Raw genomic sequence first — 24,282 nt, forward strand, 5'->3', positions numbered from 1 at the left:
GGCAAAAGACTCTCGCCTGAAAGCCAAGAACGGTCGGGCCGAACGACCTAGGTGAAGGAAAGGCGGGTCTCGCCCGCCGGGACGCCGTGGGGCCCGAAGCGCCGTTCGGCGATCAGGGTACGATCCTCGTGATCGACGAGGATCACCGTGCTGGCGCGAGTGCCGTAGTTCTCGCCGACGATGAAGGCGCTCGAAAGGAAACGCTCGCGTTCGATACCGATGCCCGTATCGGGTAGCAGATCGTCCGGCCACTGGCCCTGGTCGGAGAGCATGGCGAACAGGGCGTCGATGTCGTCTTCCTTGCCTTCCTTCAGCCACTCTTCCAGGCGATTGACCAGGGCGCGTGTTTTTGGCCATGGGGCGTTGAAGTCGGCATTGCTCAGCCCGTGAACGCCAGTCTCGACAGGTTGTGCACGCGCGTTCGGGTGGTTGCCCAGGTAGTACGCGTCGTCACGGTCGAAGGTCAGCAGGTTGAACGGGCGATAGTCCTTGGCGCTGGCCATCAACTCGATCGCGTGCGCGCGTGCCGGGAGCGTCGAACCGAGGTAGTCGGCAACGAGCAGGCCGCGCGAAAGACCGCTGTGGTCGGCGGACATGTCGCGCACGTTGGTGATCACACTCGCTCGTCCCTGCGCCCCCACGCCGGCCCACGTACCGCCGGCCTCGAGGTCGCGTCCCGCGAGGATTTGCGGCGCTTCATCCCAGGGGGCGAGCGGTGCGGTGGGCCGGACATGGAATTCGTCGCGGTTGCCGACGAGGACAAGGCGCCAGCGCGGATGGGCGCGCCAGGCGAAGGCGATCAGGCACATAGGGAATGGGCTCGGGGGAGCATCGGCTTATTGTGCGCTCTCGCGCCGCCGTTCGGGAATTGGGGGGCGCAGCCTTGGTGGGAGCCGGCTATGCCGGCGATGGTGCTTGCCTAGACCTGGCCCGCTGCCGCGGGATCGCCGACAAGGTCGGCTCCCACCAGGTTTTTGGAGGTCTCGGCTTCGGGGGAACGAAAACTGAGACCGCCACCCTGTGGGAGCCGGCTATGCCGGCGATGGTGCTTGCCTAGACCTGGCCCGCTGCCGCGGGATCGCCGACAAAGTCGGCTCCCACCAGGTTTTTGGGGGCCTCGGCTTCGAGGGAACGAAAACTGAGACCGCCACCCTGTGGGAGCCGGCTATGCCGGCGATGGTGCTTGCCTAGACCTGGCCCGCTGCAGCGGGATCGCCGACAAGGTCGGCTCTCACCGGGTCTCTGAGGACCTTGGCTTCCGTCTTCTTCGTCGCCAGCATGCGGACGATCGAGGCGGCGGCTTCGCGGCCGTCGAAGACGGCGCGGACGACGAGGTCCGCACCGCGTACGTTGTCGCCACCGGCGAAGACGCGCGGGTTGCTCGTTTGCAGCGGCAGGCGGCCTTCGCCGCCGGCGACGATGCGGCCGCTGCGGTCGCGCTCGATGCCGAAGGCGTCGCACCAGTCGGGCGGGCTCGGTTGGAAACCGAAGGCCTGGATCACCACGTCGGCGCGCAGGTCGGTCTCGCTGCCTTCGACGTTACGCGGGCGCGGACGTCCATCGCCATCGTCGACGAGTTGGGTCTCGACCACGCGCACGGCGCTTACCTTGCCTTCCTCACCCACCAGCGCGATAGGCTGACGCTGGAACAGGAAACGCACGCCTTCCTCGCGGCTATAGCCGACTTCACGGCGCGATCCGGGCATGCTCGGCTCGTCGCGGCGATAAACGCAGGTAACCGACGCCGCACCGAGGCGGATCGCCGTTCGGTTGCAGTCCATGCCGGTATCGCCACCACCCAGCACCACCACGTGCTTGCCCGCGAGATCGTATTCCGGCGCAGGCATCTCGTCGTGCAACAGGCGCTCCGTGTTGGCGATGAGGAAAGGAAGCGCATCGTGCACGCCCCGCAGGTCACGACCGTCGAGTTCGCCGTCCACGAAGGTATAGGCACCGGTGCCGACGAACACGGCATCGTAATCCGCGAGCAATTCGTCGAATTCGATATCGCGGCCGATCTCGACGCCGAGATGGAAACGCACGCCCATGCCTTCGAGCACCATGCGCCGCGTCCGCACCACCGACTTGTCGAGCTTGAACGGAGGAATGCCGAACGTGAGCAAGCCTCCGATCTCGTGCTGGCGGTCGAAGACGTCCGCGCCGATGCCAGCCAGGCGCAGACGATCCGCGCAGGCAAGCCCGGCGGGGCCCGCACCAACCACGGCGACCCGGGCGCCGGTCTCGCGCACCCGGGAAAGATCGGGGCGCCAGCCTTGACGGATGGCTTCGTCGGTGGCCCAGCGTTCGACGCTGCCGATTGTCACGGCACCGAAATCTCCCTGCTCCAACGTGCACGCGCCCTCGCACAGGCGATCCTGCGGGCACACGCGGCCGCAGATCTCCGGCAACGGATTGGTCTCGTGCATGAGCGTGGCCGCTTCGAAAAGGCGGCCATCCTGCACCAGCTTCAGCCAATTCGGGATGTAGTTATGGACCGGGCAAGCGTGCTCGCAATACGGGTTGCCGCAATCGATGCAACGCTCCGATTGCGATGCGGCTTCCGTCGGTGCGAAGTCGCCGGAGATCTCGCCGTAACCGAGCACGCGCACCGCGACCGGCACCGTGCGCGGCGTCTGCCGGGGTATTTCCAGGAAGCGGAAGTCCTTCGCGCTCATGCGGCACTCCGCAATTCTTCGGCCAGCGCATCGAGACTTGCCGCCTTCGGCTTCACCAGCCAGAAACGCTGCAACAGACCGCGGAAGTCGCCGAGCACGCGATGACCCCAGGCGCTGCCAGTGAGTTCGGCATGGCGGGCGATGAGTTGGCGCAGGTGCTGCATGTAGTGTTCCATGCCTTCGTGCGAGATGCGCACGATGTCGACGAGTTCGTGGTTGTAGCAATCGACGAAGCTGCGTTCGAGGTCGAGCACATAGGCGAAACCGCCGGTCATGCCCGCGCCGAAATTGAGGCCGGTGTGACCGAGCACGGCCACTACGCCGCCCGTCATGTATTCGCAGCAGTGGTCGCCGGCGCCTTCCACCACGGCCAGCGCGCCGGAGTTGCGCACGGCGAATCGCTCGCCGGCCTGGCCCGCGGCGAACAACTCGCCACCCGTCGCGCCGTACAGGCAGGTGTTGCCGATGATCGAGGCGTCCTGGCTGGCGAACGGCGAATCCGCCGGCGGACGGATGACCAGACGGCCACCGGCCATGCCCTTGCCGACGCCATCGTTAGCTTCGCCGACGAGATCGATATGCACGCCGCCCGCATTCCACGCGCCCAGGCTCTGGCCCGCCGCCCCCGAAAGATGCAGGTTGATGGGCTTGTCGGCCATACCGGCGTCGCCCCAGCGGCGTGCCACATCGCCAGACAGACGAGCGCCGATGGCGCGGTCGGTGTTGACGATGGGATAGCGGAACGTGCCACCCAGGCGATCGGCCACGGCGAGGCGCGTGTCCGCGGTGATGCGATTGGCCAGCGAAGCGGGATCGCGCATGGGATTACGGGCGAGCGTGCAGGCGAAGTCGACCTGCTCGCCCAGCCCGTCTTCGGCGATCAGCGGTGCCAGGTCGAGACGTTCCTGCACGGCGGTGACACCGTCGTGCTGTTCCAGCCGGCCACTTTGTCCGATCAACTCGCCAAGCGAGCGGACGCCGAGGCGCGCGAGGTGACGGCGCACATCTTCCGCGATGAAACGGAAGTAGTTCATCACCATGTCGGGCAAACCGAGGAAGTGCTTCTGGCGAAGCACCGGATGCTGGGTAGCCACGCCGGTGGCGCAGTTGTTCAGGTGACAGATGCGCAAGTACTTGCAGCCCAGCGCCACCATGGGGCCGGTGCCGAAACCGAAACTCTCGGCGCCCAGCATTGCCGCCTTGATCACATCGAGGCCGGTCTTCAGGCCGCCGTCGGTCTGCAGGCGTACGCGACCACGCAGGTCGTTGAGACGAAGGGTCTGCTGCGTTTCCGCAAGACCCAGTTCCCATGGGGTACCCGCGTACTTGATCGAGGTGAGCGGACTGGCGCCGGTACCGCCGTCGTGACCGGAGACCGTGATGAGATCCGCACCCGCTTTCACCACGCCGGCGGCGACGGTACCGACGCCCGCGTGCGAAACCAGCTTCACCGAAATCAGTGCCTGGGGATTCACTTCCTTCAGGTCGTGGATCAGCTGGGCGAGGTCTTCGATCGAATAGATGTCGTGGTGCGGCGGCGGCGAAATGAGGCCGATGCCCGGCTTGGCGTAACGCAGCCGGGCGATCGTCGCGTCCACCTTGTGGCCGGGTAGCTGGCCGCCCTCGCCCGGCTTGGCGCCCTGGGCGATCTTGATCTGCAACACTTCCGCATTCACGAGATACGCCGGCGTCACGCCGAAACGACCCGACGCCACCTGCTTGATCTTCGACGCGCGGTCGGTGCCGTAGCGCGAGGGATCTTCGCCGCCTTCACCCGAGTTGCTTCGCGCGCCAAGGCGGTTCATCGCAATAGCCAACGCTTCGTGCGCCTCCGGCGACAACGCACCGAGCGACATGCCGGCGGAATCGAAGCGCTTGAGGATGGCCTCCACCGGCTCGACCTCGTCGAGCGGAATCGGCGTGGTCTCGCGCGGCACCAGCAGATCGCGCAACGCCGACGGTGGGCGGGCGTCCACGTAGTGCGCGTATTTCTCGTAGTCCGACCACTCGCCCGTGCGCACCGCCACCTGCAGGCTGGCGATCACATCGGGGTTGTACATGTGGAACTCGCCACCGTGCACATACTTGAACAAGCCGCCCGCACGCAGCGCCTGCGCCTCGTCCCATGCCTCCGCCGCGAGCAGGCGCTGCTCGTGTTCGAGGTCGGCGAAGGTGGAACCACCGATACGCGATGGCGTACCGGGGAAACAAAGCGACACCACGTCCGGCGAGAGACCGACGATCTCGAACAGCTGCGCGCCACGGTAGCCCGCGACCGTCGAGATGCCCATCTTGGACAGAATCTTCAACAGGCCCTTGCGGATGCCGCGACGGTAGTTGCGGCCGATCTCGCGCGGCGCGCCCTCACCGTTGCGGATATGTCCGCTGCGCCCCATGTCGAACAGGCTCTGGTAGGCCAGCCACGGATAGATCGCGGTGGCGCCGAATCCGATCAGGCAGGCGAAGTGGTGTGGATCGCGTGGCGTGGCCGTCTCGACCATGATGTTGCACTGGCAACGCAGGCCTTTGTCGACCAGTCGCGCATGCACCGCGCCCGTGGCGAGCAACGAATGGATCGGCAGCATGTCGCGGCGCGGGTAACGATCACTGAGGAAAACGATTCTCACGCCACCGCGCACGGCCGCCTCGGCGGCGTCGCAGATACGCAGGAGAGCCTGCTCCAGCGTCTCGTCGGCGCCATACATGAGGTCGAAGCGCGGCGTGTCGGCGTAGTCGGGATTGGCGAGGATCTGCCGCAACTTGCGCTGCGAGAGGATCGGCGAGTTCAGCAGGATCTGTTTCGCGTTTTCGGGACCGAGGTCGAAGATGTTCCGCTCCTGCCCGATCTGCGTCACCAGCGACATGACCAGGCGCTCGCGCAACGGGTCGATGGGCGGGTTGGTGACCTGGGCGAAGCCCTGGCGGAAACGGTCGAAAAGTGGCCGGATCTGCCGCGAGAGCACCGCCATCGGCGTGTCGTCGCCCATGGAGCCGGTGGCTTCGGCTTCGGTCTCGGCCAGCACCTTCAACACCGATTCGCATTCTTCGCGCGAAAGGCCGTAGAGCTTCTGGTACCGGCGCAGTTCGTCCGCCGGCAGCGGCTCGGCGGCGAGGCTCGGATCGATGAGGTCGGATTCGAGATAGGTGACGCCATCGCGCAGCCAGTCGCGGAACGGCGCGCGGGCACGATTGATCGCGTCGATATCGGCATTGCGCAACAGACGGTGCTCGCGGAAATCCACCGCGATCATCTCGCCCGGGGCGAGGCGGCCCTTGGCCACGATGCGCGACGACGGCACATCCCAAAGACCCGCTTCCGAAGCGACGATGAGGTGGTTGTCGTCCGACAACGCCCAGCGCGCCGGGCGCAGCCCGTTGCGGTCGAGCGTACAGGCGGCATAGCGCCCATCGCACATCACCAGCCCGGCGGGGCCATCCCACGGCTCGCTGTGCAACGCGTAATACTCGTAGAACGCCGCGAGATCCTCGTCGATGTCCTCGCGCGCGCTATAAGCCGGCGGCACCAGCACGCGCATGGCGGTGAGCAGGTCCATGCCGCCCATCAGCAGTACTTCCAGGGCGTTGTCGAGGCTCTCGGAATCCGAGCCGCTCTGCCGCACCAACGGCCCGATGTCCGACAGGTCGACCAACTCCGAACGCATCACCGACGTGCGCGCCTGCATCCAGCGGCGGTTGGCCCGGATCGTGTTGATCTCGCCGTTGTGCGCCAGGAACCGGAACGGCTGGGCGAGGCGCCACTGCGGCGAGGTGTTGGTGGAGAAACGCTGGTGGAAGACCACCGCGTCGGCGACCAGGGCCGGGTGCTTGAGGTCAGGGTAGACATCACGCAGGTGGCCGGGTGCGGCCATCGCCTTATAGGCGACCACCTCGCCCGAGAGCGACACCACATAGAACTGCTTGTCGTCGGCGAGTTTCAATTCGGCGCGCCGGCGTGCACGGAACAAGGCGGCCTCGAACGCTGCCGGGGCGAGATCGCCCGGCGCGTCGACGAATACCTGGCGTACGCGCGGCATCGACGAAGCGGCCAGGGGGCCGCATGCGGCGGCATCGACGGCGACATCGCGCCAGCCCGCCACACGGAGATTCACCTCGGCCAGTTCTGCCTCGAGCACCCGTGCCGCCGCCTCGTCACCGTTGGGATCGAGGAAAACCACGCCACTGGCGAAATGCGTGGCGAGCAAAATGCCGGCTTCACCCGCCAGGGCGCGCAGCCATTCCACCGGATGGCGGATCAGAACGCCGCAACCGTCGCCGCTGATACCGTCGGCGTTCACGCCACCGCGGTGGGAAAGCTTGGCCAGGGCGGAAAACGCGGTATCGACCAGGGTGGCGCTCGCGTGGCCGTCTATCTGCGCGACGATACCGAAGCCACAGCTGTCGTGTTCGAACGCCTCGTCATAGAGGCGCGGAATGCCTTGCTTCACCATCCGCCTCCTCGTGGCTGTTGGTTTTGCTGGGTATGGCGCGCATCGGGCCCCGCGACCTGGAACGGCCGCCCTTCACGTGCGCGCTAAGGACATGCGTCCCACTTTAGTCACAATTGCCGCGCTGCGTCAAAGCATTCGGACGTCCAAACAGAATAAGAACGGAAAACTTACGGGGTGGTCATGAGACCAATCCCTGGAAACGGCCCCCGGCGCCGGTGGTGGGCCATACCAGCCAGTCGTCGCGGGATAGGTAATAATCCTCCGATGCGCCCAGTCCCCCGCCTGCCCCTCGCCTTCGTCTTCGCCCTCGCCACGTTCGCCCTCCTCCCGCCGGCCCATGCCGAGCAGGACGCCAAGGCGCGGGCCCAACAGGAGGAGGCCCGGCAGAAGCTCGAAGGGGTGCGCAAGGACATCGACGCGCTCACCCACGAGCAGCGGGAGACGGCCAATGCCCGCGACAGCGCCAACGCCGCGCTGGCAAGGCAGGCCGAGCAGGTCTCCTCGGCGGCCAAGGCAGTCCGTGCCACGGAGGCCGAGCTGGAACAGCGCCGGCACGACCTCGATCAGCTGAACCAGCAACGGGCTGGCATCCAGGAAGGCCTGGACAAACAGAAGGGCGCGCTCGGGGATCTCCTCCGCGCCACCTATACCCTGGGCCGGGGCTCGGACCTCCAGTTGCTCCTGGGCGACGAGGACGTCAACCGGATCTCGCGCGCCCTCGCCTACTCCCGCTATTTTCAGGAGAACCGCGTGGAGCGCATCCGCAGCCTGCTCGCGGATCTTTCCCGCCTGCAAGAGGTCGAAGCCGCCATCACGGCCGAACAGCAGAAGCTGGAGGCCGCCCGTGCCGAGCGCGAGAAGCGTGCCGGCGAACTGGAAAAGCAGCGGTCCGAACAGCAGAAACTGGTCGCCGAAGCGGATTCGAAATACAAGGACCAGGCGCAGCGCATGGCCGCCCTGAAACAGAACGAGCAGGACATGAACGCACTCGTCACCCGGCTGCAGAAGGTGATCGACGAGGCCGCCAAGGCCGCCGAGCCCGCGCCGGCACCGAAGGGTGCGCCGGCGAGCGCCCCGATGGGCAACCTGCGCGGCAACCTGCCCTGGCCGGCCAACGGTCCCGTGCATGCCTACGGCAACGGCGTGATCATCGTCGCCCCCCGCGGCAGCGAGGTGAAGGCCGTCGCGCGTGGTCGTGTGGTGTTCGCCAGCTTCCTGCGCGGCTACGGCATGATGATCATCGTGAACCACGGCAACGGATTCATGAGCATGTACGGCAACAACGAAACGCTGCTGCACGGCGTGGGCGACACGGTGGAGGCCGGCGAAGCCGTCGGAACCGCCGCGGCGCCCGCCGGTGACAACGGCGCCTATTTCGAGCTGCGCCAGGGTGGCAAGCCCATCGATGCGCGCGGCTGGCTCGGCAAACGGCATTGACCCCGGAGAAAGGCATGCGTCAGCACCCCCTTCGCCTCGCCCTCGCGCTGGCACTCGGCGCCGTCGTGGCGATCCCCGCCGTCCAGGCGCAACAGAAACCGATCAAGCAGCCGGACGCGCCCGCGGCGTCCTCGACCAGCGCCGCGGCCGTCGTCGAGAAAGCCGACGATGCGGTCAGCCTGGACGATGTCCGCAATTTCACGCGGGTTTACCACATCGTCCAGCAGGCCTACGTCGAGAAGCTCGACAACAAGACCATCATGAACGCCGCCATCAGCGGCATGCTGCAGAACCTCGATCCGCATAGCGAATACCTCGACAAGGAGGGCCTCGACGAACTGGACGAGGACACCACGGGCCAGTACGGCGGCCTCGGCATCGAGGTCTTGCAGGTGGACGGCATGCTGAAGATCGTCTCGCCGATCGACGACACCCCCGCCTCGCGCGCGGGGATCAAGCCCGGTGACACCATCCTCAAAGTCGATGGCATGGTGGTCGACAACCAGAACATCGACGAGGCGTTCAAGAAGCTGCGCGGCGACCCCGGCAGCAAGATCACTCTCACCATCCTCCACGAGAAGTCCGACAAGCCGATCGACCTGCCGCTGGTGCGCGAGCGTATCAACGTCACCAGCGTGAAGGTGCGCCAGCTCGATCCGGGCTACGTCTATATCCGCCTGAGCCAGTTCCAGGAGGATACGGCCTCCGACCTGGATAAGAAGCTGTCCGACTTCATCAAGAAGAACGGTGCGCCGAAGGGCGCGGTGCTCGACCTGCGGTCCAACCCTGGCGGCCTGCTGACGACGGCCGTGGGTGTCGCCGATGCGTTCCTCGATTCGGGCACCATCGTCACCACCAAGGGCCGCCTGCCCGACGCCAACCTGCACTTCGATGCGCACCCGGGTGACCTGCTCAAGGGCGCGCCCATGGTGATCCTCACCGACAATGGTACGGCCTCGGCCGCGGAAATCGTCTCCGGCGCACTGAAGGACAACCATCGCGCGCTGATCATGGGTAGGCGCACTTTCGGCAAGGGCGTGGTGCAGACCGTGTTGCCGCTCGACCAGGACCACGCGGTGAAGATCACCACCGCGCGCTATTACACGCCGAATGGCACATCGATCCAGGCCGAAGGCATCAAACCGGATATCGCGCTGGCCGACCTCGCCGTGAACAAGGCCGATACGCCACCGCAACTGATCGGCTCGGAAGCAGACCTTCCGAACCATCTCGTCAACGAGAAGGCCGCCGCCGATGACAAGAACACCACGGACGACGACGGCAAGCTGGCCATCGAGGATTATGCGTTGTCGCAGGCGCTGAACGTGCTCAAGGGCATGGCGCTTAATCGGCAGGCAAGCAGCAAGTAGTACGTTTCTCCACCACGAAAGCGTCCGTGGACCGCCTACAACCAATGGCGTATGGCAGAGGCCGATGCGAAGCGCAATGCTGCGTGAGGAATCCGGTACGCGCCGTTTCCATCATTGCAAGGAGGAATACACCATGAGTAGGCAGAGCAAGGAAGAAATCCTGGAAGTCATTCTCCGCGAAGCAAAGAACAAACAAGGCACGGAAGCGAAGGCATGCGTCGAGTTGACGGCTTCGACCGAAATCGCCCCGCTGGTTATTGAAAAGAGCAGCCTCGTCAACGATGTGGCGAAGACGCTTGCGGCCAAGTACGCCGTGACGTTCCCGAAGGATCTGGGAACGTTAGGTACGATCGGCGAAGCAGCCGAGTATATCGTCGAGAACATGGACCCATAACCCTGCCGAGGGCAGGCGTCGGCTCGATGCTTGCGACGCCTGCCCGAATCCCAGGACCGATCGACGAGGAAGTCATCCGGTTTCCGTGCGAAAGGATTCGCCATGTCTCAGTCATTGCAAAACTCGCCGTCCCCGGCAAACACCTTCACTGCCGACTATCCGAGCCTGTTCGGCGACCAGGGTATCGACCGCTGCCCGGATGAAGCACTCGAAAGCAGCTTCGGTCCGTTCGCGTATGCGGAATCACTGATCGGCATCGTACGCAGGCTGGAAACGGCGGTCGGCACCCCGCCGGTCAAGCCCCTGGCGTATCGACGCCCGGACATTCCCGGATTACTCCTCGACGAGCCTGCCTTGAACCGGCGGGTTCCACGATTGAGTCTTGTCATCGAATGCCTCGAGGCCATGGTCGAGTTTACGCATCCCGGCGACAAGAAAGCCGCAGCCGTCATGGCCGCCGCGACCTCGCCGGCCAACCTGCCCTTCGATCGTGCCTGGGCTCTGGTTATCCAGGTATTACGGAGCAAACGCCAGCTCCCATGGCAACTGCTGCGCCAGACCGACGAGGATTATCCCAATTTCTCCCATCGCGCGGTTGTCACTACGTCGATGCGCAATGCACTGACACTTTGCACGGGCCTGGCACCTGCGCAATTGCAGGCACTGCAACTCGCCCCTGCAACCGACGACAACGTTCTCTGGTCGCGCCTGGGGTTGCCTGCCGACAGCACGGTCGAAACCGTGGCTGACTCGGCCACCTTCCTGCGCGCTACCGGCCTGAACCGCAAACGCTTGCGGCAATTGCTGGCCGTCAATGGCGTGGCTCCGAAAGACGATAGCGGCACGTACACCTCCGTGACGGTCAGCAAAACGGGCAACCCCGGCGGCCTGGCCGATAGCGGCGCTTTCGGCGCGTGCTTCGTCAACGGCGGCCAGTCGCCCGCGCTGCGGCTGGTCGCCGGAAGCGCGACGAGCAAGACGACACGCATCGACAACTTGAGTACTGGCCACCTTCAACGCATCGATGCCATGCTTCGCCTTCATGCAGGCATGGGGTTGTCGTTCGCGGCCATCGATCGCCTTCTTCAGGCCATTTTCGTCGCCCAGGACCGCGACGAGGACTTTCAGGTCGATGTCCATGCCTTGCGCGCCCTCGGCCTGTATTGCCATCTGCGCGATAGCCGGCAGGTAAATCTGGACGCCTATGCAGCCGTTATCGACGAGATATCTCCCTACGCAACCGGACGCGACACCCCCTACTACGACAAGCTCTTCCACTCCGGGGCCGGTGGCAGCGATCTCGCTGGCACCGCCGCGCCCCTTACCATGGACGACGGGGCGTTCGCGATAGATGGTGGCGATGCGACGGGGCAACAGCTCTGTGCCGGCCTGGGAATCGGTACGGACACGTTGTCCGTCCTGCTTGAATGGACCATCGAAGCGCAGGAACTCACGGCGCCTTCCCGTAATCTGGCGCTGATCTCCGCGTGTCATCGCCTGGTCGTGGTACCCCGCTGGCTGGGGCACGATGAGAAGGACGGCCTGGCCTTGCTGCGCCTGTACAAAAAGACGCACCCCGATCTCTTCGATCAGCTCGCCGGCGTACCGACGCTCGGCAAGGTCGACGACACGCTGGCATCCGACGATGCGGTCACGGATGAGTCCGACATCGTCGATGCGGTCACCGATGAGTCCGACATCGTCGATGCGATCGTCACGCTCATGAATTTCTCGGACTGGCTGCATCGGCACCGCCTGGACGCCATGTCGATAGGAAACCTGCTCGGCACAAGCAGTCTCACGCAAGGCGACCTCGCCCGTCTCATTCCGAACTTATCCGCCCGGACGCAAACCGTCACCGACGGCCGCCTGCGCGACGCCTTCCTGGAAATGCCCTTCGCGAACGGTGCCGAACGTTCTCCGACGTCGGTACTGTCGTCGCTGATCGAGGGTACAGGCATCTTCAAGGACAGTGTGTTCGACCTGGACCAGGCCACGTTGGACACGCGAATCGAAAGCGCACTCGACGCCGTGAAGGATACGACCGCCGGCAACCTCGCAGCGACTGCCGCCAAGCTTGAGCGGACGAAAAGCCGTATCGGCCAGCGTCTTCGCGAGCTACTCGACGGCCAGCGCACCCTCGCCGGGCAAGTCCTCGCCGCGCTGCTCCCCGAGGTCACCGACCCCGACATGCGCGCAAGCCTGAGCAGCTGGGCCGGCGCGACGCCGGCATCGATCCTGGCCCTGATCGATGGCAACGGTTCACCCGGCAGCGAAACCATCCCATGGCTGGATACATTGCGCCAGCGATCGCAACTGGTTTCCCGGCTGGCCATCGATGCACCCGTCCTCGAAGCGATGCGCTCCCATCGCGAGTGGTTCGACCTTGACGACGACGACATTCGGAACCCTGGGCTGATCGTCATCCATCGCATTACCGAGTGGAACAAGACGGTGCGTGACGTGGCAGCCCGCTCGGGCATCGAGCCCGAGAAGGCAAGCAAAGATCTGCTCGCCTACCTGGGTACGACCGGCGATAGCGCATCGGGTGATCCGGCCACGCGCCTTGCCATGTTGCTAGGCGTGGACAAGACCGTCGTAGCATCCGTCGCCGCCCGGATCTCGCCGCCTCCACAGGGTGGTTCCCTGACGACTGCCAGCCACATCGCCTGGCTGCTGCGCTTGCAAGCGCTAGCCGACCGGACGGCCATATCGATCGAGGCCATGCTCGCTCTCGGTCAGCTGGAACCTCAAAGCAGTCCGGCAGACATCGAAGCCGCCGCACAGCTGCTGCTCGCCACCTGCCAGCCGTCCGAGCGCGATCTCATCGTGGGCACGCACAATGAAGCGTGGCGCGATGCCATGGTCTCCTGGCTGCTTGTCCATTCGACGGATATCGATGGCCGGAAATTCGCCAATCGCAATGAACTTTCGGCCTGGCTCCTCACCGACCTGGAGGTCGGCGCCGAACCCGAAACCACGCGCCTGGCCGCCACCCTGGACAGCCTCCAACTCTATATCCATCGTTTGCTCAGCGGCCTGGAAAGGCATCTGAATCCGAATGCGGACATCAAGGAGGAACGACGCCAGTGGAGCACCTTTCGTTCCCGCTATGTCGACTGGCGGCAATACAGGGAACGGCGGGAGTACCCCGAAAACCACATCCATCCCGCGCGCCGCCAACGCAAGACGGGCGCCTTCCTCGACCTGGAAACACAACTGGCGCAGGGACAGGCCCGACCCGCCGATATCGACACGACCCTGCTCAGATACCTCGCGGATTTCGAGCGAACCAGCAATATCCAGGTGATCTCCGCTTATCACGACGGCGTCGATCCTGTCCGGGACGAACTCCATCTGGTCGGTCGAAGCAATATCGAACCCTATGAGTACTTCTGGCAATCCGCCCGGATGGATGTCGAGGCGGCGGATGGCCATACCGGCATGCTCGCCTGGAGCGGCTGGAAGAAGATCGACCTTCCGATCAACGGCGAACTGGCACGAACGAAGATTCCCCAACCGCTCAAATCCGCCGAGACACTGGCCACGACATTGGCCGCCGACATATCCGCAGCGGAAGCCGCACGGAAGACGGCCACGGAACGACGCGACGCCGTCAAGACGGCCGCCGATCCGGCAGCTGCCCAAAAGGCCGCCGTGGAAGCCGAAGCCGCCGCCGTCAGCGCGGAGAAGACAGCCGATGCCACAAGGGTTGCGCTGGCTGTGGCTCGTGACGACGAAGACGACTCGCGAAAAACCATCGAGACCGTCCGGCCACTGACCATCGACGGTCGCAAGTATCTGGTCTGGGTCGAACGCGACACCTCGGCCATCGTCTTCGACACCGAGACCGCCGCCAGCGAGTACTACGCCATGCGCGTGTGCTACAGCTATCTCGATACCAACGGCAACTGGAGCGCCTCGAACACCCTGCTCAGCCTTGATGGCTACGGCGCCGACGGCGCCCGGCGTAAGCCAGCCAACGACGAGGAACGCAACAAGCTGTTCAAGCGCAGCTACATGCCCGGGCTCATCGTCATGGAGAACCGCAAGGGCCAGCGTGAAACCGAGCCCTATCTGGTCACGATGCTGTTCGACAGCCAGCGCGAGCCAAAACCCGGCGAAGCAATGACATGGGTCGCAGACAAGGATTACTTTCTGGCCGTCCGCGACTTGCTGCTGATCGACGAGAAACGCCTGGATGGCACGAGCAAGGGCGATACCCTGGAGAAGCGGCTCGTCGGCAACTGGTTCAACCTCTACCGCGACCCGCGCGTGGTGCAGCATCCGTATATCGGTGCGAAGTACGGACTGAAGGCTCCCATCGAAAAGCCGGTAGTGGCGATCGACGATGCGAGGATCGCTGAACTGCGCAAGAAATTCGTGATGATCACGCCGGAGAAGGTCGACGTACAGGCCGAGCTGACACGTGATGGCCGCGAAATCCAGGTCACCGGAACCTTCGAAGGCGAGTGGAGATCGACAGTTATGGCGCAACGAAAGATCGAATCCGTTGCTGACATCGACAGCGTTCTCATCGACTGCACAATTGACGTTCGTGTATACCCGCTCGGCCGCGGCGGAATGCATGGCGGTGGCAAAACCGGCTTCATTTGCAAGTTACAAGCCATTGTGCGCACCGAATCCTGGACCAACGATAAGATCATACTCAACAGTATCGAAATTACGTCGAATACTATGCATTCCTCGGTTCGCGAAACCGTCAACGGAACATCGTCTCGCGATGCGAAATCCACCGCAATCTTTATTCTTGAACAAGTTGTTTCCGGTCTTGACTACCGAGCCAAGTCGATTGAAATCGACAAAACCCTTGACGATGTGATGAAAGATCCGGGCGCATTGAAAGAAGTTAGACCTTATAATCACTTGAAGGACGGAAACGCCGTTATTGCTTTCGTAGCCGAGAGTCCGACCATTCGCTGTGCCCTACAGGCGAAGCCTGTCGACATCGACCAGGAACGCGCGATCACCATCCCGGTACGAGCCGAACTCACCCGGACCGCAAACGCGAAGGCAACAGGAGTGGCCGCCACCGACACTACACTTCTGGCCGACCTGAAATCCGCTGACGGCGAAGGATCGCAGGCACTGCAATCTCTCCATGCACTGGCGACATCCGAGACGGATCGTGCCGCCCTGACTGCATGGCTTCCGGCGTTGACCGACACCTGGCGCATCCCCGCCCGAGACTATTACGAAGCACTCCGCAAGGAGGGCCTGGAGTACGGCACCTCCGACGAAAGCGCGCTGTCAGGGTCCTTGCCATTCCTGCAAGCCATACAGGCGACGAACCGATCATCCCTGCGCGACGCTCTCATCCGATTGGTGGCCGACACGCTCGGCAGCACGCTTCTCGCTGACACACGAGCCAAACTTACCGACGACGTGCGCAAGGCAATCGTTCTTTTCGCGGCGAGCGAAAATACCCGCTATCGCGATCTTCTCGGAAGGCTGGCGAAACTTGTCGCGGGCAGCACCACCGATGTGGTGATCAAGACGGAAACACTGGACGCCTTCACTCGGGGCACCAAACGTATCGTCGCGCGTATTCCTGTCGACGCCGACAAGACCGACTACACCTTCCGCCTGGCCCTGAAGACCACGGCCGATCCAGTGGCCGACGCGGATGGCGAGTACCACGAATGGATACGCATCACCGCGCCCTACACGCTCACGAATATCACTGAAGCAAACACACAATTGCCGGACGACCGCGTGCCGACGGTGCGTCTCCGCCGAAACCGTGCACAAGCGCAATACCTCGACCTGGACGAATCCGACCTGCCACCGATTCGCCTGAATACCTTGTTCGGCAAACAGCTGGTCGCCCGCGCGGCGCGCTCGGTGGACGCCGTGCTGTCGATCGAAGCCCAGACGCTGCCTGAGCCCACCTTGCGTGCTGGAGGCAGCGGCGGTTTCGTGGATTTCCGCGGTGCCAACGGCCTGCATTTCTGGGAACTGTTCTTCCATGTGCCCTGGCTGGTCGCCTGGAGCCTGTGCGAAAAGGCCCAATATGGGGAGGCCTGGCGTTGGTGCAGCCGCTACCTGTTCGATCCCTATCGCGGGCGCACCACTGAAACAACGGCACCGATACCGTTCTGGAATTGCCTGCCATTGGTTTATTCCCTCGATGGCGCCAGGAACACCGGCGAAGCCCCGGAACTGGCTGGCTACGAGAACGCCATCCATTTCCGCAAGGCCATCCACGCGTTCCTGGTTGATTTGTGGCGCATGGAAGGTGACGAACAGTTCCGCCGGATGAATATCGACAGCCTGCGGGAAGCCAATCTTTGTTACCACAAGGCGCTGCAGCTTATCGGCACGCTCCAGGAACCCGCCGAGGCGCGGCCTTGGACACCGACCACGCTGGGCTCCCGCAGGGCGTCGTTCGTTCAACCGGTCAACCGCGCACTGCGCGACCGGCGCTCGTTGTTGCTGGCGCGCCTCGACAACCTGCGCCATGGGCGGACGATCGACGGCGTGCGCATCCCGTACCTGGGTTATGGCGACGAGGATGTGGAGAGCGGATGGGGTGGCGGTCGTCGTGGGTCGACAAGCAGCTCGCGCATGCTGTCCCTCAGCACCATGCCCGCGTATCGCTTCCGTGAGGTGATGGTCATGGCCCTTGCCGCGGTGGAGCGGCTGACCGACCTCGGTCGTTACCTGTTCCGCATCTACGAACACGAAGCGGATAACGCACTGGACGTCGAACGGCAGAGGAACCTGCTGGCATTGGCCGATTTCGACATTTCGCTGAGGCGAAAAGCGGTCGAGACGGCGAGACGTGAACGCAACTCGCTGCAGTTGACCCAGGAAGCCATCAAGGCTCGTATCCAATACTATGACGGGCAACTCATGTCCCCCCGCAGCGGCCTGGAGATTGCCGGTTCGGTCATGGCCGCCACTGGCGTACTGACCCAGTACGCGCGCTACGTGCCGATCGCTGTTGGCGGTGGGTTGAAGGCCGTTCCGAATATATTTGGATTCGCTGTGGGCGGCCAATCGGTCTGGGGTCCCGCCGAAGCGGTCGACAAGGCTCTCGATGTCACCTCCGAAGGCTCCCGGTTGCTCGCGGAAGACCTGCGTGCGGAGGCCAGCTATGAACGGCGCAACGAAGAGTGGGCATACAACAAGTCGCAGGCTGAACATGACCTCGGCATCCTCACCTCCCAGCTTGACGAACAGATCTCGCGCGCGGAATCGGCAGCCATCGAACTGAACGAGGCGATCAAACGGCGCGATCACCTGCGCGGCGAATTCGAGGTGCAGACCACCGGATTTGCCATCGCCTCCACCTACACCTGGATGCTGGGTCGCCTTGGCGAGTTGTTCGCTTCCTCCTACCAGTCCGTGCTCGCCCTGTGCCTGGATGCCCAAGCCAGTTACCACTACGAGACCGGCGACTTCGATAGCCGGCACGTGCGCCTGGATGCATGGGAGGGGCCACGGCGCGGCATGTTCGCTGGCGAGGCACTGCAGAATGACCTGCACGCGTTGCAAGGGGCTTACCTGCGTCGCCGCGTGCGCCGCCTGCAGATACACCGGACGATATCGCTGCGAACCTTGCTCGGCGGCGCGCTGAAAGACCAGCTGAACACGGGCAAGCTGCACTTCGCCCTTGACACGCAGCTATTCGATGCCGATTTTCCCGGTCATTACCTGCGACAGATACGACATCTCGCCATCGTCCTGGTGCCCAAGGCGGATGCCGCGGTCTTGCACGCCGACACGGAAATACGCGCCGTGCTCACGCAGTCGTCCAACACGTTGCTGTATCGTCCCGATCCGGACGGTGCGGAGTACCTCTACGACCCGGACAAAGGCAACATGGAAGCCATCGTGCGCGACCTGCGAGGCGACCAGCAGATGGTGCTCTCGCGCGCATCGCCACGTCCGCACGTCGATCCGATGGAAACCATCATGCTACGTGCCGAACATGCCGATGGACGATACGGCACCTTCGAAGGCACCGGAGCGATTTCATCCTGGACACTTGTTTTTCCTGGCGACAGGAACGATTCCAGGCTCATGCGGAACGATATCGAGGACATAGAAATCCACCTCGATTATTCCTCGGCCTGGGGTGGCACCGAGTTCAAGGAAAAGGTGGACGGCTTACTCACTTCGGCCCTCGCGGCGAATACAGGAAGCGGCCCGACTCCTCCTCCTGTTACGACCGCAGCGCCGGCACCCACACCAGCTCCAGCGCCAACGCCGACGGCGGCACCTGCTGGTGTAGGACTATCGCCCGCACCCACGCCAAGACTCAATGAAGCGCGGAAGCTCATCGAGAAGTTCTATCGCACATGGGAGGATGTCGACAAGCAATCGGGTAGCGATTTGGCGAAAGCGCGCCCCCTCGCCGATGCGGCCTTGAATGACTCGATGGTGTTCTCCCCGAGTACGGAAGCGGCCGTGTTCTGTCGACCCGCGCCTGTCGTAACCAGCACGACATACTTTGACCTGGACAGTCCAGCCGTGACGGTCCGGGGCTCGGAGGTACAGCCAGGAGGTGCTGCCGGTCGAGGGGTCGAGGACCGGTTCGTCATGAATCGCACGTCACCACTGGTCGTGTACAAAGCCTTTCGTCTTTTCACGACTCCCCGCCCCGCGTGGAAGGTACCGGCACCACCGACTATCGAAGGCGATACCGGTGCGAGGCCGGATCTGTCGCGTCGGCTCGTGCAGTTTATCGATGAGTTGTATGGAACGCTCAGCATCAATATCGGCGACTCGAATTCTTTCAGCGCATTTTGCTATTTCAACCCCCTGTTGAACGGCAGGAGCAGTGATGGATGGTTCAACGCCGCCCGTGATGCATTCCGGGGGGTGGTCGCCTTTAGCGCCTGGGAATGGACCAGGGTGCGATGGATTCAGGACCGGAGTGCGCCAGTTGAAATAGAGACCAGGCTCACCGCGATGGGGTCAGGGTGGGCCACGCCCGTTATCATCCAGGACAAGTTGTCCCTGAAGATTAACGATGTGGATGGCGGTGGCTATGCCCTGGTCGTAACGGAGTGGAATTCCACGATCCCCTCAGACTAATGGGATCGGACACCGCGGGTCACCAGAACTTCCACCACGGTCGCGAGGCCTTCTCCACCGCCTTGCGCACCTTGCGTGGAAGGTCGGGGTCGGCGGGCGCGGCGGCCGTGGCCTCGGCCACGACCCAGCCTTCGCACGCCGTCGCTCCATAGGCCGACGCGGGCAGGTCGGCGTGGAAGGTGGTGACGCTCTGCGCAAGCTCGATCGGCAGGGAATAGTAGTGGTCCACGTCGTCACCGTCCGCGTCGGCCGCATCCTGCAGCGATTCGATGCGCGCATGGATCGCGTCGAACGCCGCGGGAAGGCTGCCACTGGTCGAGAGGTCGCGGGTGTCGTCCTGCTGGCCGTCGTGCTCGGCACGCCAGTTGCGGATACCGTTGACGTAGCAGGTGGCGGAACTCACCATCACGTCGTCATCGTATTCGCAGGTGACCAGCACGCAATCGCGCGACAACCGGCGCATGTCGTCCTCGGCGATCAGCGGCGCCGCGAAGCGGGTGACCACGACGAACCAGCCGTTCGGCAGCGCGATGGAGAACCCGCGTCGTGGCTGGGTCGCCGTCTGGCCGTTGGGCACGAGGTCGAGCGCCGCGCGAACTTCGTCACCGCCCTTGCCCTTGACCGCGAGCCAGCCGATCGAGGCGCCCATGACGTCAGTCCTGGACGGGTGGCTTGAGGAGGAAGCGCACCGCCAGCAAGCCCAGTTCGTAGAGCAGGCACATGGGAACGGCGAGCATCACCATCGACAGCAGGTCAGGCGGCGTGATGAAGGCCGCGATGGCGAACGCACCCACGATGGCGTAGCCGCGTCCCTTGCTGAGCTTCTCGGCGTCGACGACGCCGATCGCGGCGAGGATCACCACGGCCACGGGTACTTCGAAGCAGAGGCCAAAGGCGAAGAACATCAGCATCACGAAATCGAGGTAATGCGTGATGTCCGTCATCATCGCGACGCCTTCGGGCGTGACCGCGTTGAGGAACTTGAAGGCCGCCGGCAACACCACGAAATACGCGAAGGCACAGCCGGAGTAGAACAGCACTAGTGAGGCGACCAGCAACGGCCGTGCCAGGCGCTTCTCGTGCCGGTACAGGCCCGGGCTGACGAAGGACCACAGCTGGTAGAGGATCATCGGCATGCTGATGAACAGCGCCACGAAGAAGGCGAGCTTCAGCGGCGTGACGAACGGACTGGCCACTTCGGTGGCGATCAGGTGCGCGCCTTGCGGCATGCGTTCGACCAGCGGCTTGGCCAGCTCCGCGTAAAGATGATTCGCCACCGGCACGAGGGCCAGCAGGACCAGCAGCAGCACGACGATCGCCTTCAGCAACCGCGTGCGCAGTTCCATCAGGTGGGAGAACAGGCCCTCTTCGACCACGTCGTCGGGCGACGGATCGGGCTCACGTGCGGTCATGCTGCTCGTTCCCGGACGGCGCCGGCTCGTCGCGCTTCAATGGAAGCATGTCGACCGCGGGGTCGGGCTCACCGGCCGCGGCACGCGCCGTCTGTGTTTCCGTGAAGGTGTCACGCACGCGCTCGCCGGTACCGCGGATCTCGGCGCTGGCGGCGTGGATGTCCTGTCGCACGCTGTCGTGGGCGGCCCGGGCGTTGTCGGCGGTCTCGCGCAAGGTACGCTTGATCTCCTCGGCCTGGATTTCCCGCTCGACTTCGGCGCGCACGCTGTCCCAGCCGTTGCGCATGCGGCGCAACAGGGCGCCGGCGGTGCGGGCCGCATGGGGCAGGCGTTCAGGGCCGAGGACGATGAGGGCGACCACCGCGAGAAGCAGCAGCTTGCCTAGACTGATGTCGATCATGGCGGCGCCAGGATCACTGACCGCGGTCGCGCGGCTCGCTCGTCTCGCTGTGGACCGGCGGCACCTGGGTGGACGCCGGCGGATCGGCGCGCAGCTTTTCCTCGCGCTCGCGCGCCGCCTTGGCCTCTTCGTCGCCGTCCAGGCCCTTCTTGAAGTCGCGCATGGCGCCGCCCAGGTCCGAGCCGATGTTGCGAAGCTTCTTCGTACCGAAGATCAGCACGACGACGAGCAGCAGGAGGACGATATGGGTAATGCTCATGGAAACCTCGAGGGCGCCCTCATCGGCGCCGGTGGGACGGGCCGGCGCCCAGTGGGAGCGCCGGTGGACGATCAGCGGTTAGTGTACTCCTCCAGTTTATCCCTGAATTCCACCACCTCGCTTGGAACATTCGTCACACCGCCTTCAAATATCCGGCGGGCCGTGATCCCGGGGCCGTAGATTTCCTCGTTGGAGTCGTCGTCGATGCTGATCCGGGCGCCGTCCAGCGCGATACCCGCGAAGAGGCCCTTGGCACGGGAATACGTGTAGATCTCGGCCTTCATCTGGCCGTCGGTGGCCGCCGTGGCCGAGCGGCCCACCGGGCCGGCCGCGGCGGACGCGTTGGCGCCCATCGTGAATTTGCCGTCGATGATGCTGTCCACGCCGCGGTCGGTGCGGAAGACGAGGATCACGTCGGTGGACTGGATGCCCGCCTGGAAGCCCACGCCGGCGGCGGCGGTGGAGATGAAATTCGGGTTCGACCAGGTGCCGTCCCGGGTCTTGATCGAGATCAGGCCCTCGCCCTTGGCGCCGGAGAAGACGAAGCCGCCCTTGACCATGCCCGGGATCACGGCGATGGCGCGCGCGTTCTTCAGCAGGTCGGCCGGCAGGGACTTGTCGGGTGCGTCGTCGATCATTTCCGAGAGCACCCGCACCGCTTCCCGGGCCTGGGTGCGCGGCGGGTCCGCCGCCTGCGCCGCCATGGACGGAAGCAGGGTGAGAAGTCCGAGGGCGAGCAGACGGGACAGGCGTGGGGACATCGGGTGGCTCCTTTCTGACGCGGGAAGGCATCGGCTGCGGCAACGCGAGCAAGCCCCGCCGCGCCGCCGTATGGCAGACTGCGGCGATCCCCGCGAGCGCCGGACGCCGATGCCAGGTACGCCAAACTATACCGGCCTTGCCGGCCATTCCCACGACACCCTGCCCCAGGCGGCGGTGCTGCTGGTTAATCTCGGTACACCTGACGCACCCACCGCGGCCGCCGTCCGGCCCTACCTCGCCCAGTTCCTCGGCGATCCCCGCGTCATCGAGTATCCGCGTTTGCTATGGCTGGCGATCCTGCACGGGGTGATCCTGCGCGTGCGGCCCAAGCGTTCGGCGCACGCGTATGCGCGCATCTGGACACCGGAAGGCTCGCCCCTGCGCGTGGGCAGCGAGGCCCTCGCCGCCGCGCTCCAGGCCCAATTGTCCGAACGCGCCCCTGGACCCGTCCGGGTGGCGTTGGCGATGCGCTACGGCAAGCCCGACGTCGCAAGCACCATCGCCGCCTTGCAGCGCGAGGGCGTCCGCCGCCTGCTGGTGCTTCCGCTGTATCCGCAGTACTCGGCCACCTCCACGGGAAGCGTGTTCGACGCGGTCGCCGACACCGTGAAGGGGCTGCGCTGGCCTCCCGAGCTTCGCCAGGTCAACGACTATCATGACGAGGCCACCTACATCGCCGCGCTGGCCGATAGTGTCCGCGCGCACTGGGCTGCCAAGGGTCGCGGCGAGAAGCTGCTGATGAGCTTCCACGGTATCCCGGAGCGGTACCTGCGTGCCGGGGACCCTTACTTCTGCCAGTGCCACGCCACGGCGCGCCTGCTTCGCGAGGCCCTGGGGTTGTCCGAGGACGAGGCACCGATCAGCTTCCAGTCGCGGGTGGGACGCGAGCGCTGGCTGCATCCCTATACGGACGAGACGGTCAGGGCGTTCGGTGCGCGCGGCATCAAGCGGATCGATGTGATCAGCCCGGGCTTCGCGGTGGATTGCCTGGAGACGCTGGAGGAAATCGCCATGCAGAACGCCGACTTCTTCCGCGAGGCGGGCGGCGACACGTTGAGCTATATCCCCTGTCTCAATGCCACGCCGGCACACGTGCAGGCCTTGACTGGCCTTGTCCTTCGGCATGGCCAGGGCTGGCCCGAATTCTCACCGGACTATGATGGCGCGGCTGCCGCGGCGCGTCTGGCCGCCGCCCGGGAACATGCTCACCGGATCGATGGCGATGCGTGAGCTGAAGGTGTCCACGCCCGGCTTGGAGCTGGCGGCCCTGAGTTGGGGCGAACCGGATGCGCCACCGCTGGTGATGCTGCACGGCTGGCTCGATAACGCCGCCAGCTTCGCCTTGCTGGCACCGTACCTTGCGGAGCGGTTCCATGTGATCGCGCTCGACTTGCCCGGGCACGGAGGTTCGCAACATTTCCCCGGTAGCATGATTTACCAGCACGTCGACTACGCTCGCGCCGTGCTGGCCGCCGTCGACGCCCTCGCCCTGCCCCGCTTCCACCTGCTCGGGCATTCGCTCGGTGCCGGCGTGGCGACCATGGTGGCCATCGCGGCGCCGGAACGAATTCGCGGGCTCGCCCTCATCGAGGGCCTGGGCCCGCTCGGCGACGACGGTTCGCGCACGCTCGATCGCTTCCGCGAAGCGATGGCGGTAAAGGCCGAAGGCAGTCGTCCGTTGCGCGTGTTTCCTTCCGTCGACGACGCCGCGCGTGCCCGCGCCCTGGCGAGCGGACTTGACGCGTCTCTCGCACGGCACATCGTGGAGCGCGGGCTTCGTGACGTCGAAGGCGGCTACAGCTGGCGCAGCGATCCACGCCTGTCCCGGCCCACGCCGATCCGCCTGGCGGAGACGCAGATCATGGCCTTGCTGCTGGGCCTCGCGGCGCCGACGTCACTGCTGCTCGCCCGCCCGCACGCGCCCTACCTCGAACCCGAGGCGATGCAGGTACGCATCGACTGCGTGGCGGACATCAAGGTCACGCACATGGACGGCGGCCACCACCTGCACCTTGAACATCCCGCCGCCGTTGCGAACTGGCTGCAGGTAGCGCTGTAG

At 64.7% G+C, this 24,282-nt stretch carries 14 protein-coding genes; 6 read left to right on the forward strand and 8 right to left on the reverse strand.

Annotated features, from left to right (window positions below; translation table 11 throughout):
- Positions 1–47: 47 nt before the first annotated feature.
- From ACN9M2_RS16790 to gltB, 3 genes are all read right to left on the reverse strand, one after another.
- Positions 48–809 carry an NRDE family protein gene (locus tag ACN9M2_RS16790; protein ID WP_426285766.1) on the reverse strand — a complete coding sequence of 254 codons (762 nt, stop codon included), beginning with the start codon at positions 807–809 and terminating at the stop codon, positions 48–50.
- A 378-nt stretch (positions 810–1,187) separates the two neighbouring features.
- A complete protein-coding gene (locus ACN9M2_RS16795; protein WP_426285767.1) occupies positions 1,188–2,675 on the reverse strand; it encodes an FAD-dependent oxidoreductase in 1,488 nt (495 codons plus the stop codon).
- The gene (gene gltB / locus ACN9M2_RS16800; protein WP_426285768.1) at positions 2,672–7,123 is read right to left on the reverse strand and encodes a glutamate synthase large subunit; all 4,452 of its coding nucleotides are present in this window, start codon (positions 7,121–7,123) and stop codon (positions 2,672–2,674) included. The genes ACN9M2_RS16795 and gltB overlap by 4 nt, the downstream gene beginning before the upstream one ends.
- Positions 7,124–7,387: 264 nt before the next feature.
- Between gltB and ACN9M2_RS16805 the strand changes: the two genes are divergently transcribed.
- The 4 genes from ACN9M2_RS16805 to ACN9M2_RS16820 all read left to right on the forward strand — a co-directional run bounded on the left by ACN9M2_RS16805 (position 7,388) and on the right by ACN9M2_RS16820 (position 19,390).
- Positions 7,388–8,560, forward strand: a complete 1,173-nt coding sequence (locus ACN9M2_RS16805; protein WP_426285769.1) for a murein hydrolase activator EnvC family protein — start codon at positions 7,388–7,390, stop codon at positions 8,558–8,560.
- A gap of 14 nt (positions 8,561–8,574) precedes the next feature.
- Positions 8,575–9,930 carry a S41 family peptidase gene (locus tag ACN9M2_RS16810; RefSeq protein WP_426285770.1) on the forward strand — a complete coding sequence of 452 codons (1,356 nt, stop codon included), beginning with the start codon at positions 8,575–8,577 and terminating at the stop codon, positions 9,928–9,930.
- A gap of 133 nt (positions 9,931–10,063) precedes the next feature.
- Complete coding sequence (locus ACN9M2_RS16815) at positions 10,064–10,324, forward strand: hypothetical protein (protein WP_426285771.1); 261 nt, start codon at positions 10,064–10,066, stop codon at positions 10,322–10,324.
- Between the two features lie 102 nt (positions 10,325–10,426).
- Positions 10,427–19,390, forward strand: coding sequence for a neuraminidase-like domain-containing protein (locus ACN9M2_RS16820; RefSeq protein ID WP_426285772.1), 8,964 nt, complete (start codon positions 10,427–10,429; stop codon positions 19,388–19,390).
- A 19-nt stretch (positions 19,391–19,409) separates the two neighbouring features.
- Here ACN9M2_RS16820 and ACN9M2_RS16825 read toward each other — a convergent pair whose 3' ends face one another.
- The 5 genes from ACN9M2_RS16825 to ACN9M2_RS16845 all read right to left on the reverse strand — a co-directional run bounded on the left by ACN9M2_RS16825 (position 19,410) and on the right by ACN9M2_RS16845 (position 22,222).
- The gene (locus ACN9M2_RS16825; protein ID WP_426285773.1) at positions 19,410–20,039 is read right to left on the reverse strand and encodes a hypothetical protein; all 630 of its coding nucleotides are present in this window, start codon (positions 20,037–20,039) and stop codon (positions 19,410–19,412) included.
- A 4-nt stretch (positions 20,040–20,043) separates the two neighbouring features.
- Positions 20,044–20,802 (reverse strand): twin-arginine translocase subunit TatC, encoded by a 759-nt coding sequence (tatC, locus tag ACN9M2_RS16830; protein WP_371022462.1) that lies wholly within the window; start codon positions 20,800–20,802, stop codon positions 20,044–20,046.
- Entirely contained in the window at positions 20,789–21,202 is a 414-nt protein-coding gene (gene tatB / locus ACN9M2_RS16835; protein ID WP_426285774.1) for a Sec-independent protein translocase protein TatB, read from the reverse strand. Before tatB ends, tatC begins: the two co-directional genes overlap by 14 nt.
- Before the next feature lie 13 nt (positions 21,203–21,215).
- Positions 21,216–21,461 carry a twin-arginine translocase TatA/TatE family subunit gene (gene tatA, locus ACN9M2_RS16840; protein WP_426285775.1) on the reverse strand — a complete coding sequence of 82 codons (246 nt, stop codon included), beginning with the start codon at positions 21,459–21,461 and terminating at the stop codon, positions 21,216–21,218.
- A 71-nt stretch (positions 21,462–21,532) separates the two neighbouring features.
- Complete coding sequence (locus ACN9M2_RS16845; RefSeq protein WP_371022459.1) at positions 21,533–22,222, reverse strand: lipid-binding SYLF domain-containing protein; 690 nt, start codon at positions 22,220–22,222, stop codon at positions 21,533–21,535.
- A gap of 109 nt (positions 22,223–22,331) precedes the next feature.
- On the opposite strand from ACN9M2_RS16845, the gene hemH reads away from it, so the two are divergent.
- Both hemH and ACN9M2_RS16855 read left to right on the forward strand, forming a co-directional pair.
- Positions 22,332–23,453 carry a ferrochelatase gene (gene hemH / locus ACN9M2_RS16850; protein ID WP_426285776.1) on the forward strand — a complete coding sequence of 374 codons (1,122 nt, stop codon included), beginning with the start codon at positions 22,332–22,334 and terminating at the stop codon, positions 23,451–23,453.
- Positions 23,446–24,282 carry an alpha/beta fold hydrolase gene (locus ACN9M2_RS16855; RefSeq protein ID WP_426285777.1) on the forward strand — a complete coding sequence of 279 codons (837 nt, stop codon included), beginning with the start codon at positions 23,446–23,448 and terminating at the stop codon, positions 24,280–24,282. The genes hemH and ACN9M2_RS16855 overlap by 8 nt, the downstream gene beginning before the upstream one ends.

Origin of the sequence: Luteibacter sp. E-22 (assembly GCF_049913125.1) — a bacterium.
In the GTDB taxonomy this organism is placed as follows: domain Bacteria; phylum Pseudomonadota; class Gammaproteobacteria; order Xanthomonadales; family Rhodanobacteraceae; genus Luteibacter.